The sequence below is a fragment of the Streptomyces humidus genome, assembly GCF_014649655.1.
Taxonomy (GTDB): domain Bacteria; phylum Actinomycetota; class Actinomycetes; order Streptomycetales; family Streptomycetaceae; genus Streptomyces; species Streptomyces humidus.
Map to the genome: position 1 here is coordinate 278,867 of NZ_BMTL01000006.1, position 17,320 is coordinate 296,186.

The 17,320-nt window shown below is 71.9% G+C and carries 15 protein-coding genes, 1 tRNA gene and 1 pseudogene; 13 read left to right on the forward strand and 4 right to left on the reverse strand.

Features of this window, described 5'->3' with window-relative positions:
• The first annotated feature begins 62 nt into the window (after positions 1-62).
• The gene (locus IE239_RS09285) at positions 63-509 is read left to right on the forward strand and encodes an SRPBCC family protein (RefSeq protein ID WP_190148796.1); all 447 of its coding nucleotides are present in this window, start codon (positions 63-65) and stop codon (positions 507-509) included.
• 39 nt (positions 510-548) lie between these two features.
• A tRNA-Val gene (locus IE239_RS09290) sits at positions 549-620 on the forward strand.
• Positions 621-680: 60 nt separating this feature from the next.
• On the opposite strand, the gene IE239_RS09295 is transcribed toward IE239_RS09290, so the two are convergent.
• Positions 681-1,406, reverse strand: coding sequence for a 3'-5' exonuclease (locus IE239_RS09295; RefSeq protein ID WP_190148797.1), 726 nt, complete (start codon positions 1,404-1,406; stop codon positions 681-683).
• A gap of 168 nt (positions 1,407-1,574) precedes the next feature.
• Between IE239_RS09295 and IE239_RS09300 the strand changes: the two genes are divergently transcribed.
• The 3 genes from IE239_RS09300 to thrS all read left to right on the forward strand — a co-directional run bounded on the left by IE239_RS09300 (position 1,575) and on the right by thrS (position 5,439).
• Positions 1,575-2,141, forward strand: coding sequence for a DUF4365 domain-containing protein (locus tag IE239_RS09300; RefSeq protein WP_190148798.1), 567 nt, complete (start codon positions 1,575-1,577; stop codon positions 2,139-2,141).
• On the forward strand, positions 2,138-3,373 hold the full coding sequence (locus tag IE239_RS09305) for a hypothetical protein (protein WP_190148799.1): 1,236 nt from the start codon (positions 2,138-2,140) through the stop codon (positions 3,371-3,373). The genes IE239_RS09300 and IE239_RS09305 overlap by 4 nt, the downstream gene beginning before the upstream one ends.
• An 89-nt stretch (positions 3,374-3,462) precedes the next feature.
• Positions 3,463-5,439: a threonine--tRNA ligase gene (thrS, locus tag IE239_RS09310; RefSeq protein WP_190148800.1), complete on the forward strand. Its 1,977-nt coding sequence runs from the start codon at positions 3,463-3,465 to the stop codon at positions 5,437-5,439.
• A gap of 30 nt (positions 5,440-5,469) precedes the next feature.
• Here the strand turns inward: thrS and IE239_RS09315 are convergent, their stop codons facing one another.
• Positions 5,470-6,147: a potassium channel family protein gene (locus tag IE239_RS09315; RefSeq protein WP_190148801.1), complete on the reverse strand. Its 678-nt coding sequence runs from the start codon at positions 6,145-6,147 to the stop codon at positions 5,470-5,472.
• Positions 6,148-6,214: 67 nt separating this feature from the next.
• Between IE239_RS09315 and IE239_RS09320 the strand changes: the two genes are divergently transcribed.
• The gene (locus tag IE239_RS09320) at positions 6,215-6,778 is read left to right on the forward strand and encodes an HIT family protein (RefSeq protein WP_190148802.1); all 564 of its coding nucleotides are present in this window, start codon (positions 6,215-6,217) and stop codon (positions 6,776-6,778) included.
• Positions 6,779-6,956: 178 nt separating this feature from the next.
• On the opposite strand, the gene IE239_RS09325 is transcribed toward IE239_RS09320, so the two are convergent.
• Positions 6,957-8,609, reverse strand: coding sequence for an AbeC-like domain-containing protein (locus tag IE239_RS09325; protein ID WP_190148803.1), 1,653 nt, complete (start codon positions 8,607-8,609; stop codon positions 6,957-6,959).
• Between the two features lie 186 nt (positions 8,610-8,795).
• On the reverse strand, positions 8,796-10,991 hold the full coding sequence (locus IE239_RS09330; RefSeq protein ID WP_190148804.1) for an elongation factor G-like protein EF-G2: 2,196 nt from the start codon (positions 10,989-10,991) through the stop codon (positions 8,796-8,798).
• A 216-nt stretch (positions 10,992-11,207) separates the two neighbouring features.
• Here IE239_RS09330 and pgsA point away from each other — a divergent pair.
• The 7 genes and pseudogenes from pgsA (at position 11,208) to IE239_RS09365 (ending at position 17,218) form a co-directional block, all read left to right on the forward strand.
• Positions 11,208-11,964 (forward strand): annotated as a pseudogene (gene pgsA, locus IE239_RS09335) (phosphatidylinositol phosphate synthase).
• Positions 11,961-12,878, forward strand: a complete 918-nt coding sequence (locus tag IE239_RS09340) for a phosphatidylinositol mannoside acyltransferase (protein ID WP_190148806.1) — start codon at positions 11,961-11,963, stop codon at positions 12,876-12,878. The pseudogene pgsA and the gene IE239_RS09340 overlap by 4 nt, the downstream one beginning before the upstream one ends.
• A complete protein-coding gene (locus IE239_RS09345) occupies positions 12,875-14,044 on the forward strand; it encodes a glycosyltransferase family 4 protein (protein ID WP_190148807.1) in 1,170 nt (389 codons plus the stop codon). Before IE239_RS09340 ends, IE239_RS09345 begins: the two co-directional genes overlap by 4 nt.
• Before the next feature lie 169 nt (positions 14,045-14,213).
• The gene (locus IE239_RS09350) at positions 14,214-14,756 is read left to right on the forward strand and encodes a LemA family protein (RefSeq protein ID WP_190148808.1); all 543 of its coding nucleotides are present in this window, start codon (positions 14,214-14,216) and stop codon (positions 14,754-14,756) included.
• Between the two features lie 103 nt (positions 14,757-14,859).
• On the forward strand, positions 14,860-15,771 hold the full coding sequence (gene pdxS / locus IE239_RS09355; RefSeq protein WP_190148809.1) for a pyridoxal 5'-phosphate synthase lyase subunit PdxS: 912 nt from the start codon (positions 14,860-14,862) through the stop codon (positions 15,769-15,771).
• A gap of 8 nt (positions 15,772-15,779) precedes the next feature.
• The gene (gene pdxT, locus IE239_RS09360; RefSeq protein ID WP_190148810.1) at positions 15,780-16,391 is read left to right on the forward strand and encodes a pyridoxal 5'-phosphate synthase glutaminase subunit PdxT; all 612 of its coding nucleotides are present in this window, start codon (positions 15,780-15,782) and stop codon (positions 16,389-16,391) included.
• A gap of 74 nt (positions 16,392-16,465) precedes the next feature.
• Positions 16,466-17,218 carry a YebC/PmpR family DNA-binding transcriptional regulator gene (locus IE239_RS09365; RefSeq protein ID WP_190148811.1) on the forward strand — a complete coding sequence of 251 codons (753 nt, stop codon included), beginning with the start codon at positions 16,466-16,468 and terminating at the stop codon, positions 17,216-17,218.
• Positions 17,219-17,320: the final 102 nt, after the last annotated feature.

Genomic DNA, 17,320 nt, shown 5'->3' on the forward strand with positions numbered 1-17,320 from the left:
AGCGCACGTACTCATGACGTACTCACCGCACTGCCCGGGCCGGGCGTGGGCACACTCCGCCCATGGACTGGACCCGTTACCGCTTCCACAGCCTGTGGGCCCTGCCCGCGCCGCCCGACCGCGTGTACGAGGCGCTGGGGCGGGCCGAGGACTACCCGCGCTGGTGGCCCCAGGTGCGCGAGGTGAGCCGCGTCGACGGCACGGCCGGCGTCGTCCGCGTCCGCTCCGTCCTCCCGTACGACCTGACCTTCACCGTGCGCGCGGTGCTCAGCGATCCGGCGGCCGGGGTCCTGGAGATCGCGCTGTCGGGGGATCTCGAGGGCTGGGCGCGCTGGACGGTCACCGCCGACGGCTCCGGCGCCGTCGCCCGCTACGACCAGGCCGTCCGCGTGGACAAACCGCTCCTGAGGCGGTTCGCCGTGCCGGGACGGCCGCTGTTCCGCCTCAACCACCGGCTGATGATGCGTGCCGGACGGCGCGGTCTGGCGGCATACCTGGAAGCGGTTTGAAGGAAGCGTGCGGGGACCTGTATGGTTCAGTGCGTTCCCGGGCGATTAGCTCAGTGGGAGAGCGCTTCGTTCACACCGAAGAGGTCACTGGTTCGAACCCAGTATCGCCCACCGGGAAAAGCCGGTCCGCGTCGAGCGGACCGGCTTCTTCGTGTCCGCCGGGCGGGCGTCCTAAGCCGCCGCCGGCAGCGCCGGCCGCAGGGGCCACGAGGTGTCCACCGTCTCCGGCGTGCCGCTGCGGGCGAACCACGCCTGCAGCCCCCGCGCCTGCGCCGCGTGCCAGGTCGTCTGCAGGGTGTGCAGCTCGGCGGGCGACAACCGCTCCAGCCGGGCCGCGAACCGGCGGCCCAGCGCCCGGACGACCTCCAGCGCGGCCAGCGCGTCCGCCGCCGCGTCGTGCGCCTCCGCGAGCGTCACCTCGTAGTGCGCGCACAGGTCGGTGAGCGTGCGCCGCCCCTTGCGGTAGCGGTCCAGGTGCTTGTCCAGCACCCGCGGGTCCAGCACCCGCAGCGGCGCCGAGCCCAGCCGGTCGCCCAGCGACGAGGCGCGGTGCCTGCGCAGCTCGCGGTCGAGCAGCGTCAGGTCGAAGGGCGCGTTCATGACCACCAACGGGCGTGCGGCAGCCGCCTGTTCGGCGAGCAGTTCGGCTATCTCGGACATCACCGGCGACGGCCAGCGTCCGTTGCGCTGCAGGTGGTCGTCCGTCAGCCCGTGCACCTCCGTCGCCCCGGCGGGCACCGGGACGCCCGGGTTCACCAGCCACCGGCTCACCCGCGGCCTCGCGCCCGGCGCGTCCTGGACGACGAGGGCGGCCGACACGATCCGGTCGGTCTCCACGTCGACGCCCGTCGTCTCCGTGTCAAATGCGGCCAGAGGGCCCTCGTACCAGTGCGTCATACCTTCTCAACCCCTCGTTCACCCACGGCAGCTGATGTCCCGTCTTCTGCCTGTTCGGTGATACCCGGGCTGTTTGCGCCGTACGCCGCAAGGACACAACACGAGTACGGGTCTTTGCAGTTCAGCGGCCCGTCACGGGGACCGGCTCTGGTGGGAAGGCTGTTGGCCATGGCGATTGCGCAGCCCGAGCGGGGCGGGCTGCTGCCTGAGCGCGCGGGCGTTCACCGCGGCACACTCGCCACCACCGCCTGCATGGAGACACTGCAGGTGGGCTATCTGCACGCCGTCGCGGCGGCCGCGGGCTGCTCGCTCTCCCAGCCGTTCCCCGACAACGGCATCGACTGGCACGTCAGCCACAGCGCACCCGGACACACCGTCGACGACGAGGTCACCATCAAGGTGCAGCTCAAGGCGACCTACCAGGTGCGCCCCGACCCGCCGGGCCGCTTCTTCTCCTTCACCCTCGACAACGACCATCTGCGCAAGCTCGCCCGCACCCCGGTGTCGGTGCACAAGATCCTCGTCGTGATGATCGTCCCCCGGTCGCAGGACCAGTGGCTGCGGGCCGGTCACGACCGCCTCGACCTGCGGCACTGCTGCTACTGGGTCAATCTCGCCGGCCACCCGATCACCGGCCGGACCCGGACCACCGTGCGGATACCGACCACACGCATCTTCGACGACCGGGCGCTGTGCGAGATCATGACGCGGGCCGGGACGGGAGGCAGACCGTGACCCACCGCCCCCTCGACGAGCCGCTGCGGCCGGTACGGCCGCACCCCGAGACCCCCTGGAACCGGCGCCCCGACCCCACCGAGGTGGACCCCGCCGTCCTCGGCGCCCTGCTGCGCCGTCACGGCTGGCAGCGGCGCGGCGGGGCGGCCGGACGCTACGGCCGGTGGACCCCGCCCGGCCCCGGCGGCGCCGGGACCAGCCTCCTCGTGCCGGAGAGCCGCGCCTTTCCCGACAGCGACGACCTGCTCGGCGAGGCGCTCCTGGCGCTCGCCCGCAGCGGCACGCCCTCCGCGCGCGAGGTGCTCGTCGGCCTCGCGGTGCCCAGCGACGAGATCCGCTGGTGGCGGGACTCGCCGACCGGGCCCGCCGGGGCCGCCTCCTGGGCCGTCGAGGAGCAACTGCGCGCCGCCGCCCGTCAGATGCTGCTGGCCGGCGCGCTCGCCACCCGGGCGCGTGCGGGCTACCACGGCGCACGGCACCGACGCGCCGCCCTGGCGACGCTGGAGAACGTCCTGGTCGGCTCCGCGACCGGCGGACGCCGGCTGACCGCCCTCGTGCCGGTCGCCGGCGCCCGCTCCCTCGCCGTCCGTCTCCACCAGGCCCTCTACGCGGTCCGCGAGGCCGTCGACTACCAGCGGGCCACCGGCGGCATGGACGCCTTCGACGGCGCGGTGGAGGCCGGCGCCAGCCGCGAGCTCACCGAGGCGCTGATCGCTCTCGTGCGCGGCGCCCAGGGCGCCCGGATCGCCGTCGAGTGGTCGCCCGCGGCCGGCGTCCCCGCGGACTGCGCCGCCGGCGGGGAGCCCGTGGAGTTCTCGCCGGGCGACCTGTCCGTGCTGCGCGAGGCGGGCGCCCGCTATCTGCGCGAGGAGCCCTCCGTGACCGTGCGGATCACCGGCACCGTGGTCCGCCTGCGCAGGTCGGGACCACGCGGCGAGGGCAGCGTACGGCTGCGGGTGCTGGCCGGCGCGGAGATCCCGCACCTGCGGCTCACCCTCGACGAGGAGGCCTACCGCGTCGCCGGGGAGGCCCATCTGTGCGGACTGCCGGTGCGGGTGCGGGGCCGGCTGGAGAGCCGGGGCGGGTTCCGCAGGCTCACCGGCGCCCGCGAGGTCGTCCCCGTGCAGGTGGACGACGCCGAGCGGGACCGGCTGATGAAGTCGAGGCTGGGGAACGCAGAGGGCGCCGACGTCTTCGACGAGACCTGCGGAGGGGATGAGCCGCGGGAATGATTTCGCGGTCGGCGGGTGCGGGTCGGTACGATCGGCTCCTGCGCGCGCTCACGGTATGGCGCCGCACCCCCTTCAGTCAGGAGAGACCGGTGTCAGACGTCCGTGTGATCATCCAACGCGATTCCGAGCGGGAAGAGCGCACGGTGACGACGGGCACCACGGCCGCCGACCTCTTCGCCGGCGAGCGCTCCATCGTCGCCGCGCGGGTGGCCGGAGAGCTGAGGGACCTGTCGTACCCGCTCCGCGAGGGCGACGAGGTCGAGGGCGTCGAGATCTCCTCCGAGGACGGCCTGAACATCCTGCGCCACTCCACCGCGCACGTCATGGCCCAGGCCGTGCAGGAGCTCTTCCCCGAGGCCAAGCTGGGCATCGGCCCGCCGGTCAAGGACGGCTTCTACTACGACTTCGACGTCGAGAAGCCGTTCACGCCCGAGGACCTCAAGGCAGTCGAGAAGAAGATGCAGGAGATCCAGAAGCGGGGGCAGCGGTTCGCCCGGCGCGTCGTCACCGACGAGGCCGCCCGCGAGGAGCTCGCCGACGAGCCCTACAAGCTGGAGCTGATCGGCCTCAAGGGCTCCGCCTCCAGCGACGACGGCGCGGACGTCGAGGTCGGCGGCGGCGAGCTGACGATCTACGACAACCTGGACGCCAGGACCGGCGACCTGTGCTGGAAGGACCTCTGCCGCGGTCCCCACCTGCCCACCACCCGCAACATCCCGGCGTTCAAGCTGATGCGCAACGCGGCCGCCTACTGGCGCGGCAGCGAGAAGAACCCCATGCTGCAGCGCATCTACGGCACCGCCTGGCCCTCCAAGGAGGAGCTGAAGGCCCACCTCGACTTCCTCGCCGAGGCCGAGAAGCGCGACCACCGCAAGCTCGGCAGCGAGCTGGACCTGTTCTCCATTCCGGAGCAGATCGGCTCCGGCCTCGCGGTCTTCCACCCCAAGGGCGGCATCATCCGCCGGGTCATGGAGGACTACTCGCGCCGCCGGCACGAGGAGGAGGGCTACGAGTTCGTCTACACCCCGCACGCGACCAAGGGGAAGCTCTTCGAGACCTCGGGCCACCTGGACTGGTACGCCGACGGCATGTACCCGCCCATGCAGCTCGACGAGGGCGTCGACTACTACCTCAAGCCCATGAACTGCCCCATGCACAACCTGATCTTCGACGCACGCGGCCGCTCCTACCGCGAACTGCCGCTGCGCCTCTTCGAGTTCGGGACCGTGTACCGGTACGAGAAGTCGGGCGTCGTACACGGACTGACCCGCGCCCGCGGCTTCACGCAGGACGACGCGCACATCTACTGCACCCGCGAGCAGATGTCGGAGGAACTGGACAAGACGCTCACCTTCGTCCTCGGCCTGCTGCGCGACTACGGCCTGACCGACTTCTACCTGGAGCTGTCCACCAAGGACCCGGAGAAGTTCGTCGGCTCCGACGAGGCCTGGGAGGAGGCGACCGAGACCCTGCGCCAGGTCGCCGAGAAGCAGGGCCTGCCCCTGGTGCCCGACCCGGGCGGCGCCGCCTTCTACGGCCCCAAGATCTCCGTCCAGACGAAGGACGCCATCGGCCGCACCTGGCAGATGTCGACCATCCAGCTCGACTTCAACCTCCCGGACCGCTTCGACCTGGAGTACACCGGCCCGGACGGCGCCAAGCAGCGCCCGGTCATGATCCACCGCGCGCTGTTCGGCTCCATCGAGCGGTTCTTCGCGGTGCTCCTGGAGCACTACGCGGGCGCGTTCCCGGCGTGGCTGGCCCCGGTCCAGGCACTCGGCATCCCGATCGGCGACGGGCACGTGGAGTATCTGGAGAAGTTCGCCGCGGCCGCGAAGAAGAAGGGGCTGCGGGTCGAGGTCGACTCCTCCTCGGACCGGATGCAGAAGAAGATCCGCAACGCCCAGAAGCAGAAGGTGCCCTTCATGGTCATCGCGGGCGACGAGGACATGGCGGCCGGTTCGGTGTCCTTCCGCTACCGCGACGGCTCGCAGGAGAACGGCATCCCCTTCGACGAGGCCCTCGAGAAGATCGCGAGGGTCGTCGAGGAGCGGGCGCAGGTCTGATCCGGCGCCGTCTCGGCCCCCGGGGAGCGATCAGCTCCCCGGGGGCTGCTCGTCGCCCTCCCGGGAGAACACCTGGAGCAGCCACGACGAGAACGAGCCGGTGACCGCGCCCAGCAGGGCGAGGCCGCAGGCCATGACGCCGACGGCGATGACCCGGCCCCACGACGTCACCGGCACGACGTCTCCGTAACCGACGGTCGTGAGGGTGGTGGCGGTCCACCACAGCGAGTCGCCGAAGGTGCGGATGTTGGCCCCTGGCGCGCCGCGTTCCTGCTGGTAGACGGCCAGCGCACCGGCGAAGCCGAGCAGCAGGGTGGCCAGCCCGGCATAGACCACCACGCGCGCGTACAGGGAGAGCCGGGGCACTCCGCGCCGGCGCGCCATCGCCTGGTACACCTTCACGATCCGCAGCGGGCGCAGCAGCGGAAGGATCAGCACGACGGTGTCCAGCCCGTGGGTCCTCACGAAGCTCGGCCCGCGTCCGCTGAGCCGCCAGCGCACCGCGTAGTCCACGCCGAACACCGCCCAGGTGGTGTAGAGCACCCCCAGGCAGATGTCGTGTCCGATGGCGGCCATGCCGGGGGAGAGGACATGGACGGCGTACGCGGCCAGGTAGATCAGCGAACCGAGGGCCAGCGGCAGCTCGACGTGGTCCTCCCAGCGTGCCAGGCGGCTGTCGTCACGGGCCGTGCGGCTGTGGGCGTCCATCGAGCCAGCTTGGCGCGGAAGCCGCTCCCCGCGGCCCCGGCGACACGCCGCGAACGGGCGAAGCAATATGCTGCCTGGCATGACGAGTGAGCCGGAGCAGCAGATCGGAGTGGGGACGCAGGACTCGTTCCAGCGCCTGTGGACGCCCCACCGGATGGCCTACATCCAGGGTGAGAACAAGCCGACCGGCCCGGGGGCCGAGGACGGCTGCCCGTTCTGCTCGATCCCGGCGAAGTCCGACGAGGACGGGCTGATCGTCCGACGCGGCGAGTATGTGTACGCGGTGCTCAACCTGTACCCGTACAACGGCGGCCACCTGATGGCCGTGCCCTACCGGCACGTCGCCGACTACACCGATCTGACCGTCCCGGAGACCGCCGAGCTCGCCGAGCTGACCAAGCAGGCGATGACCGCGCTGCGTACCGCGTCCGGCGCGCACGGCTTCAACATCGGCATGAACCAGGGGGGCGTGGCGGGGGCCGGCATCGCGGCCCACCTCCACCAGCACATCGTGCCCCGCTGGGGCGGCGACACGAACTTCATGCCGGTCGTGGGGCACACGCGCGTACTGCCCCAACTCCTGGCGGACACGAGGAAGATGCTGGCCGAGGCCTGGCCGACCTCGCCCTGACCGCCCGGCGGGGCGTTGCAGCCACGGCCGGGCACGGTCGGCCGGACCGGCGCTCGAGGACGGGGCCGGCCAAGCCGGAAGCGAGGTCCGGGAGCGGCGGCCCCCGGACGCGGTCACCGGCCTCGCCCGCACCGGACCCCGCCCCCGCCGGACCTCGCCCCGGCCTCGGCCGGAGGCCTCAAGCGTCGTACGTGTCGGCCTTTTTCGGGGACGTCTCCTGCACCGCCCCGCTGAGGACGGACGCCCGCGAGCTGAACTTCTCCACGTCGACGTCGTGCTCGCGGAGCACCCTCAGCGCCGCCCTGTGCACCGCACGCAGCACCGGAGTGGCCGCACGCAGAGCGTCGTCGGCCATGAAGCGGTGCTTCCAGGGCTGGTCCGCCCAGGCATGCCGCAGACCGAAGGGCTCGGGAAGCCCTATGGAGCCGCCGAGCCACTTCAGCACCGGCGGGTACCAGCTGATCGTGGCGCGCGCGGCGAGCCGGACGACCTCGTCGGCGGTGACCAGCGGCAGCTTGACCGTCCGGGTCTCCCAGAAGCGGACGGTCTTGGCGACCTCCCTGGTGGGAGCCGTCGGCTTGGCGCTGAACAGTCCGTTGACGGGGCCCAGGGCGTGGCCGGTGACCTCGATGCGCAGGGTCTCCTTGAGCACCGTCACGGTGATCATCAGGGTCAGGATCAGATTGCCGTTCCACAGGTGCGGCCACTGCACGCCCAGATAGTGCCGGTCGCCGCTGTCGAACTGCTGGTTGTTGCAGATGTCCTCCACGGCCCTGGGCTTGACCTGGTACGCCTCGACGTCCGTCCCCTCGGGCCGGGACACCTCCTTGGCGCCCTCGCCCACGTGCGTGACGATCCAGTGCCGTACCTGAGGCTCCGGGAAGCCCCCGGTCTTCAGGCTCTGCCGGTGCAGCACGCTCAGCTCGTCGTGGATCGCCCGGACCACGGTCCAGCTGCGGAACTCGTGGATGCCCTTGACCGTGTCGAGCGGCGTCAGCTCCTCGGCGAGGTGCCAGGAGCCCCAGCGGGTGCCCATGCCCAGTATGCCCTTGGGGCCCGCGTAGAAGACCGAGTTGGACTGCTGCTCGGCGCTGAGCCTGGCCAGGGACTGGCGCAGCTGCTCGGCCGCGGCCTGGTCGGGACTGGTCGGGACGGCCTCGGGGACCTTGGCGCCGACGGCGCCGCCGGAGAGCAGGCCGCTCCAGGCCTCGCGCAGGTCCCTCGCGGTGCTCTCGCAGACCCGCTTGGCCAGGAACCAGCCGACGACGGGGGCCACGATGCACCCGCGCGCGTACCACCCCGCCAGGCCGGTGAACGGCATCCGGACCAGGAAGATCACGGCGAGGGCGCCGACGGCGACCAGCAGGCCCGTGCCCAGTCCGGAGATCCGCTTGTCGTCGGTCCTGCCCATGGTGGCGCGGAGCTGGAAGACGAGCAGCCAGACCAGCAGGCCGGGCAGGAAGAGCACACCGCACAGCAGCATCAGGCCGGTCAGCTTGGTGTCCCGCTCCCGGCGGATGCGCGTGGCCGCGAGACAGTGCTCGACGACCACCTGGGGCTCGCTGCCGAAGGACTGGATGAGCGGCGCCCGGCCGACGCCCAGCATGCGGTCGATCACCGCCTGCGAGTACGCCTCACCGAAGTTGGGGCGGAAGATCTTCGCCCATTTCCGGCCTTCCTTGACCGTCGACTGGTGCCACTCGTTGTCGGCCTTCTTGATCTCCTCCATCGGGGTGTCCCGGTAGGCCGCCGATGCCAACGCGAACGTGGGCGCGCCGCCCGCGCCGCCCGCCCGGGGCACCTGTGGCCCGAAGAAGTCCTCCACGGTCATTCCCGCCCCCACTCGCCGCCGTCCCGCTCCTGCGGCTTTCCCGACTTCCGTACTCCGCACACCTGTTGATCAGGTCATCAGGGTATCGGCCGCCGCTGACATCCGTCGGCGGACGGCCGAAGCCGCCCGCCGAATCGGAGGATCACCTTCCGCACAGGCCACTTGAGTACGGCCCAGCCCCAACCGTCACCCGTCCTGCGCCTGTTGGCGGACCTTGTCGGCGACCTGCGCCGGCATCGGCTCGTGCCGGGCGTAGACACGGTGGAACCGCGCCGTGCCGTGCGAGAGCGAGCGCAGGTCGACCGCGTACCGGCCGATCTCGATCTCGGGCACCTCGGCCCGTACGAGGGTGCGGTTGCCGCTGGTCTGCTCGGTGCCCAGCACCCGGCCGCGCCGCCCCGACAGATCGCTCATCACGGCGCCCACGTAGTCGTCGCCGACCAGGACGGACACCTCGGCCACCGGCTCCAGCAGATGGATCCTCGCGTCGGCCGCGGCCTCCCGAAGCGCGAGCGCGCCGGCCGTCTGGAACGCGGCGTCGGAGGAGTCCACCGAGTGCGCCTTGCCGTCGAGCAGCGTGATCCGGACGTCGACCAGCGGATGCCCTGCCGCCACGCCCTTCGCCGCCTGCGCCCGTACGCCCTTCTCGACGGAGGGGATGAACTGGCGCGGCACCGCGCCGCCCACGACCTTGTCCACGAACTCGATGCCCGAGCCGCCCGGCAGCGGCTCCACCTCGATCTCGCAGACCGCGTACTGCCCGTGCCCGCCGGACTGCTTCACGTGCCGCCCGCGCCCCGCGGACCGCTCCGCGAACGTCTCCCGCAGCGAGACCTTGTGCGGGACGACGTCGACCTGGACGCCGTAGCGGGAGCGCAGTCGTTCCAGGGCGACGTCCGAATGGGCCTCGCCCAGGCACCACAGGACCACCTGGTGAGTGTGCTGGTTCTGTTCCAGGCGCATCGTCGGGTCCTCGGCGACCAGCCGGCCCAGGCCTTGCGAGAGCTTGTCCTCGTCGGCCTTGCTGTGTGCCCGGATGGCGAGCGGGAGCAGCGGGTCGGGCATCTGCCAGGGCTCCATCAGGAGCGGGTCGTCCTTGGCGGAGAGGGTGTCGCCGGTCTCCGCGCGGCCGAGTTTCGCCACGCACGCGAGGTCGCCCGCGATGCAGTGCGTCAGGGTCCGCTGCTGCTTGCCGAACGGTGCGGACAGGGCGCCGACGCGTTCGTCGACGTCATGGTCCTCGTGGCCCCGGTCGGCGAGGCCGTGCCCCGAGACGTGGACGGTCGCGTCGGGATGCAGGGTGCCGGAGAAGACGCGCACGAGCGAGACCCGGCCGACGTAGGGGTCGGAGGAGGTCTTCACGACCTCCGCGACCAGCGGGCCGCCGGGATCGCAGCGCTTCAGCTCGCGCGGCTCGCCGTCGACGGTCGTCACACGGGGCGCCTCGCGCTCCAGGGGCGTCGGGAAACCCCTGGTGACCAGCTCCAGCAGCTCGACCGTGCCGAGGCCCTGCCGGGCTCCGTCGGCGGCCGGTGCGGCCGGCAGCACGGGGAAGAACGTGCCGCGCGAGACGGCCCGCTCCAGGTCCTCGACGAGGGTCTTGACGTCGATCTGCTCGCCGCCGAGATAGCGGTCCATGAGGGTCTCGTCCTCGCTCTCGGCGATGATTCCCTCGATCAGCCGGTTGCGGGCCTCCTCCAGACCCGGCAACTGGTCCTCGCCCGGCTGGGACTCCTCGCGCCGGCCGCGGGAGTAGTCGAACAGCGTCCGGGACAGCAGCCCGGTCAGCCCGGTCACGGGCGCGTGCCCGTCGGGCCCCTCGGGCCCGCGCAGCGGCAGGTACAGCGGCAGCACGGCGTCCGGGTCGTCCCCGCCGAAGGCCTCCGCGCAGATCCGGGTCATCTCCTCGAAGTCCGCGCGCGCCGCTTCCAGATGCGTGACGACGATCGCGCGGGGCATGGCGACGGCCGCGCACTCCTCCCACACCATGCGGGTCGAGCCGTCCACGCCGTCCGCCGCCGAGACGACGAAGAGGGCCGCGTCCGCGGCGCGCAGACCGGCCCTGAGCTCCCCGACGAAGTCGGCGTATCCGGGGGTGTCGAGAAGGTTGATCTTGATGCCGTCCCATTCGACGGGCACCAGGGAGAGCTGCACCGAGCGCTGCTGCCGGTGCTCGATCTCGTCGTAGTCGGAGACGGTGCCGCCGTCCTCCACACGGCCCGCCCGGTTCACCGCTCCCGCCGTGAGCGCGAGAGCCTCCACCAGCGTCGTCTTGCCCGATCCGCTGTGGCCGACCAGCACCACGTTCCGCACGGACGCGGGGTGGTCGGCCGCTGTGGCCCTGCCGGCGGCTCCGGGGTGTGCGTTCGCCTTGTCGCCCATTTCCTTGCCTCCCGTGCACGGTGAGGTCACTGGGGGCGCGGGCACGGCGGCCCCGCGTGCGATGGCGGCTCCGGCGACGCCCGCGGTCCTTCGAGCTTTCCACTCCCGTCACCGCTCGTCCATACGACGGACCCGACCCGTCCGTGACCCGGACGCCGGTCCCACGGGACACGGGGCCCGCTGCCCGACCGTCGCACCCGCACGCGCGTGGCTACGATGGGCCAGCCGGTGGCCAGCAGGGGCCGCACGGCCACACCGAACCCTCGGGAAGGCCATGCTGAACAAGTACGCGCGTGCATTCTTCACGCGTGTCCTCACACCGTTCGCCGCGTTTCTCATCCGCAGGGGCGTGAGCCCCGACACGGTCACGCTCCTCGGCACCGCCGGCGTGATCGCGGGCGCGCTGGTCTTCTATCCCGGGGGGGAGTTCTTCTGGGGCACGATCGTGATCACGCTCTTCGTGTTCTCCGACCTCGTCGACGGCAACATGGCCCGGCAGCTCGGCCGCAGCAGCCGCTGGGGCGCCTTCCTGGACTCGACCCTCGACCGGGTCGCCGACGGCGCGATCTTCGGCGGCTTCGCCCTCTGGTACGCGGGCAACGGGAACGACAACGCCCTGTGCGCGGTGTCGATCTTCTGCCTGGCCAGCGGTCAGGTGGTGTCCTACACCAAGGCGCGGGGCGAGTCGATCGGCCTGCCGGTCGCCGTGAACGGGCTCGTGGAGCGGGCGGAGCGCCTGGTCATCTCCCTGGTCGCCGCCGGTCTGGCCGGCCTGCACGGCTTCGGCGTGCCGGGCATCCAGGTGCTGCTGCCGATCGCCCTGTGGATCGTCGCCGTGGGCAGCATGATCACGCTGATCCAGCGCGTCGTCACGGTCCGGCGGGAGTCGGCGGAGGCCGAGGCGGCCGCGGCGCGCGAAGCCGGGGGACACGAGGCCCAGGGCGAGTCCCGGGGGAGCGAGGCCGCGAAGTGAGCGCCCAGGAGCGGCTGGCCGACGCGCTGTACGGCCTCGGCTGGAGCACCGTCAAGAAGCTTCCCGAGCCGGTCGCCGTACGGCTCGGCCGCACCGTCGCCGACCTCGCGTGGAAGCGACGCGGCAAGGGCGTGCGGAGGCTGGAGAGCAACTACGCGCGCGTGGTGCCGGACGCGAGCCCCGAGCGCCTGGCCGAGCTCTCGCGCGCGGGGATGCGCTCCTATCTGCGGTACTGGATGGAGTCCTTCCGGCTGCCGGCCTGGAGCGTCGCGCGCGTGCGAAGCGGCTTCGACCCCAAGGGCCTGCACCATCTGACGGACGGCATCGCCTCCGGCCGGGGCGTCGTCCTCGCCCTGCCGCACATGGCGAACTGGGACCTGGCCGGCGCCTGGGTCACCACCGAGCTGAAGACGCCGTTCACCACCGTCGCCGAGCGCCTGAAGCCGGAAACGCTGTACGACCGGTTCGTGGCCTACCGGGAGGGGCTCGGCATGGAGGTGCTGCCGCACACCGGCGGCACCGCGTTCGGCACCCTGGCCCGGCGGCTGCGCGAGGGCGGCCTGGTCTGTCTGGTCGCCGAGCGGGACCTGTCGGCCTCCGGCGTCGAGGTGGACTTCTTCGGGGACCGGATGCGGATGCCCGCGGGCCCGTCCCTGCTCGCCCAGCAGACGGGCGCGCTCCTGCTCCCCGTCACCCTCTGGTACGACGACTCGCCCGTCATGCAGGGCCGCGTGCACCCACCGATCGAGACGCCCGGGTCAGGCACCCGGGCCGAGAAGACGTCCGTCATGACACAGGCCCTGGCGGACGCCTTCGCCACCGGCATCGCCGACCACCCGGAGGACTGGCACATGCTCCAGCGTTTGTGGCTCGCGGACCTGGAACCCCGCCCGTCGGACGGGGACCCGGCGTGAGGATCGGCATCGTCTGCCCCTACTCCTGGGACGTGCCGGGCGGCGTCCAGTTCCACATCCGCGACCTCGCCGAGTACTTCCTCGGGCTCGGCCACGAGGTATCCGTCCTGGCCCCCGCCGACGACGACACCCCGCTGCCCCCGTACGTCGTCTCGGCCGGCCGCGCCGTCCCGGTGCCCTACAACGGCTCGGTCGCCCGCCTCAACTTCGGGTTCCTGTCCGCCGCGCGCGTGCGGCGCTGGCTGCACGACGGGGCGTTCGACGTCGTCCACATCCACGAGCCGACCTCGCCGTCCCTCGGCCTGCTGACCTGCTGGGCGGCGTCGGGGCCGATAGTGGCCACCTTCCACACGTCCAACCCGCGCTCGCGCGCGATGATCGCCGCCTACTCGATCCTTCAGGCAGCCCTGGAGAAGATCAGCGCGCGGATCGCGGTCAGCGAGTACGCCCGGCGCACGCTGGTGGAGCACCTCGGCGGGGACGCGGTCGTCATCCCCAACGGCGTCGACGTCGACTTCTTCGCGCGGGCCGAGCCCAACCCCGCGTGGCAGGGCGAGACCCTCGGCTTCATCGGCCGCATCGACGAGCCCCGCAAGGGCCTGCCGGTGCTGATGAAGGCGCTGCCGCGGATCTTCGCCGAGCGGCCGGACGCCCGGCTGCTGGTCGCCGGCCGCGGCGACGAGAAGGAGGCGGTGGCGGACCTGCCCGGGGAACTGCGCGCGCGCGTGGAGTTCCTCGGCATGGTCAGCGACGAGGACAAGGCGCGTTTCCTGCGCAGCGTCGACGTCTACGTCGCGCCCAACACGGGCGGCGAGAGCTTCGGCATCATCCTCGTCGAGGCCATGTCGGCCGGCGCCCCGGTGCTCGCCTCCGACCTCGACGCCTTCGCCCAGGTGCTCGACCAGGGCGCGGCGGGCGAGCTGTTCGCCAACGAGGACGCGGACGCGCTGGCCGAGGCGGCGGTGCGTCTCCTGGGCGACCCCGGGCGCAGGGCCGAACTGCGCGAGCGCGGCAGCGCGCACGTACGGCGCTTCGACTGGTCGACCGTCGGCGCCGACATCCTGTCGGTGTACGAGACGGTGACGGGCGGCGCGGCGGCGGTGGCGGCCGAGGAGGACCGGGGGCCGACGGGCCTGCGCTCCAGACTCGGCCTGGCGCGGGAGTGACGGGCGCGCGCTCCCGGACCCGGCCCCGGCCGGCGCCGCCGAGCCGGGGCCGCGCCCGGGACGCCCGGCCGGAGCCCCGCGGTGAGGCGCCCGGGCGGGCGCCCGTCCTCCGCCGGGCGTACGGGCGCGGAGCACGCGCGCGTGAGACGCACGGGTAGCCTTGCCGCCCGTGACCGCAACCCTGATCTGGATCCTGGCCGTCCTCGTCGTGATCGGCCTCTACCTGAGCTGGACGGCGGGACGACTGGACCGGCTGCACACCCGCATCGACGCCACCCGCGCCGCGCTGGACGCGCAGTTGCTGCGCCGTGCCTCGGTGGCGCAGGAACTGGCCACCTCCAAGGTCCTCGATCCCGCGGCCTCGATCGTCCTGTACGAGGCCGCGCACGCCGCCCGGCAGGCCGAGGAGGAGCAGCGGGAGGTCGCCGAGAGCGAACTCAGCCAGGCCCTGCGGGCCGTCTTCGCGGACGCCCAGCAGCTGGACGGCGTGCGCGTGGCGCCCGGGGGAGAGGCGGCGGCCCGCGAGCTCACGGAGGCCGTCCGCCGGGTCCCCATGGCCCGCCGCTTCCACAACGACGCCGTGGGCGCGGCCCGCAGACTGCGCGAACACCGCAAGGTGCGCTGGTTCCGGCTCGCCGGCCACGCCCCGTTCCCGCTGGCCTTCGAGATGGACGACGAACCGCCGGCCGCACTCGTGGACCGGGCGAGCTGACGAAAAGGATCCACCGGCTGTTCATTGGCCCTTGCTGTGGACTGGCCCGCTCACGTTTCCTCGGTGCTGCACAAATCCTCTTTTAAGCGAGCGAGGTCACCCCGTGTCCAGCACGATCTCCGACAACCAGACCCCCGAGACCGGCACCGCGCGCGTGAAGCGCGGCATGGCCGAGCAGCTCAAGGGCGGCGTGATCATGGACGTCGTCACGCCGGAGCAGGCGAAGATCGCCGAGGACGCGGGCGCGGTCGCCGTCATGGCGCTCGAGCGGGTCCCGGCCGACATCCGCAAGGACGGCGGCGTGGCCCGCATGTCCGACCCCGACATGATCGAAGGCATCATCGAGGCCGTCTCGATCCCGGTCATGGCCAAGTCCCGCATCGGCCACTTCGTCGAGGCCCAGGTGCTGCAGTCGCTCGGCGTGGACTACATCGACGAGTCCGAGGTCCTCACCCCGGCCGACGAGGTCAACCACTCCGACAAGTTCGCGTTCACGACCCCCTTCGTCTGCGGCGCCACCAACCTGGGCGAGGCCCTGCGCCGCATCGCCGAGGGCGCCGCGATGATCCGCTCCAAGGGCGAGGCCGGCACCGGCAACGTCGTCGAGGCCGTCCGCCACCTGCGGCAGATCAAGAACGAGATCGCCCGGCTGCGCGGCTTCGACAACAACGAGCTGTACGCCGCCGCCAAGGACCTGCGCGCCCCCTACGAGCTGGTCAAGGAGGTCGCCGAGCTCGGCAAGCTCCCCGTCGTGCTGTTCTCCGCCGGCGGCGTGGCGACCCCGGCCGACGCCGCGCTGATGCGCCAGCTCGGCGCCGAGGGCGTCTTCGTCGGCTCCGGCATCTTCAAGTCCGGCGACCCGGCCAAGCGCGCCGCCGCCATCGTGAAGGCCACCACCTTCTACGACGACCCGAAGATCATCGCGGACGCGTCCCGCAACCTCGGCGAGGCCATGGTCGGCATCAACTGCGACACCCTGCCCGAGGCCGAGCGCTACGCCAACCGCGGCTGGTAATCGTCCTCATGAGCAACGAAGTCCCTGTCATAGGCGTCCTGGCCCTCCAGGGCGACGTACGGGAGCATCTCGTCGCCCTGGCCGCGGCCGACGCCGTGGCCAGGCCGGTGCGTCGCCCCGAGGAACTGGCCGGGGTCGACGGCCTCGTCCTGCCCGGCGGAGAGTCCACGACCATCTCCAAGCTGGCCGTCCTCTTCGGCGTGATGGAACCGCTCCGCGCGCGCGTGCGGAGCGGGATGCCCGTCTACGGCACCTGCGCGGGCCTGATCCTGCTCGCCGACAAGATCCTCGACCCGCGCTCGGGTCAGGAGACCGTCGGCGGCATCGACATGATCGTGCGCCGCAACGCCTTCGGACGGCAGAACGAGTCCTTCGAGGCGTCCGTGGACGTCGAGGGCGTCGCCGGCGCTCCCGTCGACGGCGTGTTCATCCGCGCCCCCTGGGTGGAGTCGGTCGGCGCGGCGGCCGAGGTGCTCGCCGAGCACGACGGTCACATCGTCGCGGTCCGTCAGGGCAACGCGCTCGCCACGTCGTTCCACCCGGAGCTGACCGGCGACCACCGCGTGCACTCCCTGTTCGTCGACATGGTGCGCGCGAACCGGGCGGCCGAGTCCTTGTAGGATTCGGGGGTCCCCCAGGCTCTCGACGTCCGGGGGAGTTCGGACGAGACGGGTTACGCGAAGGAGACAGGCAGATGTCCGGCCACTCTAAATGGGCTACGACGAAGCACAAGAAGGCCGTGATCGACGCCAAGCGCGGCAAGCTCTTCGCGAAGCTGATCAAGAACATCGAGGTCGCGGCGCGCATGGGCGGCGTGGACCTGGAAGGCAACCCCACGCTGTACGACGCCGTGCAGAAGGCCAAGAAGTCGTCGGTTCCGAACAAGAACATCGACTCGGCGATCAAGCGCGGCGGCGGTCTCGAAGCCGGTGGCGCCGACTACGAGACGATCATGTACGAGGGTTACGGCCCGAACGGCGTGGCCGTGCTCATCGAGTGCCTCACCGACAACCGCAACCGGGCCGCCTCCGACGTGCGCGTCGCCATGACCCGCAACGGCGGCTCCATGGCCGACCCCGGCTCCGTGTCGTACCTCTTCAACCGCAAGGGCGTCGTGATCGTCCCCAAGGGCGAGCTGGGCGAGGACGACGTGCTGGGCGCGGTGCTCGACGCGGGCGCCGAGGAGGTCAACGACCTCGGCGAGTCCTTCGAGGTGCTCAGCGAGGCCACCGACCTGGTCGCGGTGCGCACGGCCCTCCAGGAGGCCGGCATCGACTACGACTCCGCCGACGCCAACTTCGTCCCGACCATGCAGGTCGAGCTGGACGAGGAAGGCGCGAGGAAGATCTTCAAGCTGATCGACGCGCTGGAGGACAGCGACGACGTGCAGAACGTCTTCGCCAACTTCGACGTCAGCGACGAGGTCATGGAGAAGGTCGACGCGTAGGGCCGCCGCGAACCGGGCGGACCCGTCGGGCCGGTGGGACACGTCCTGCCGGCCCGACGTCGTTGTCGGTGCCTGCGGATAGCCTGACGACGTCAGAGACCG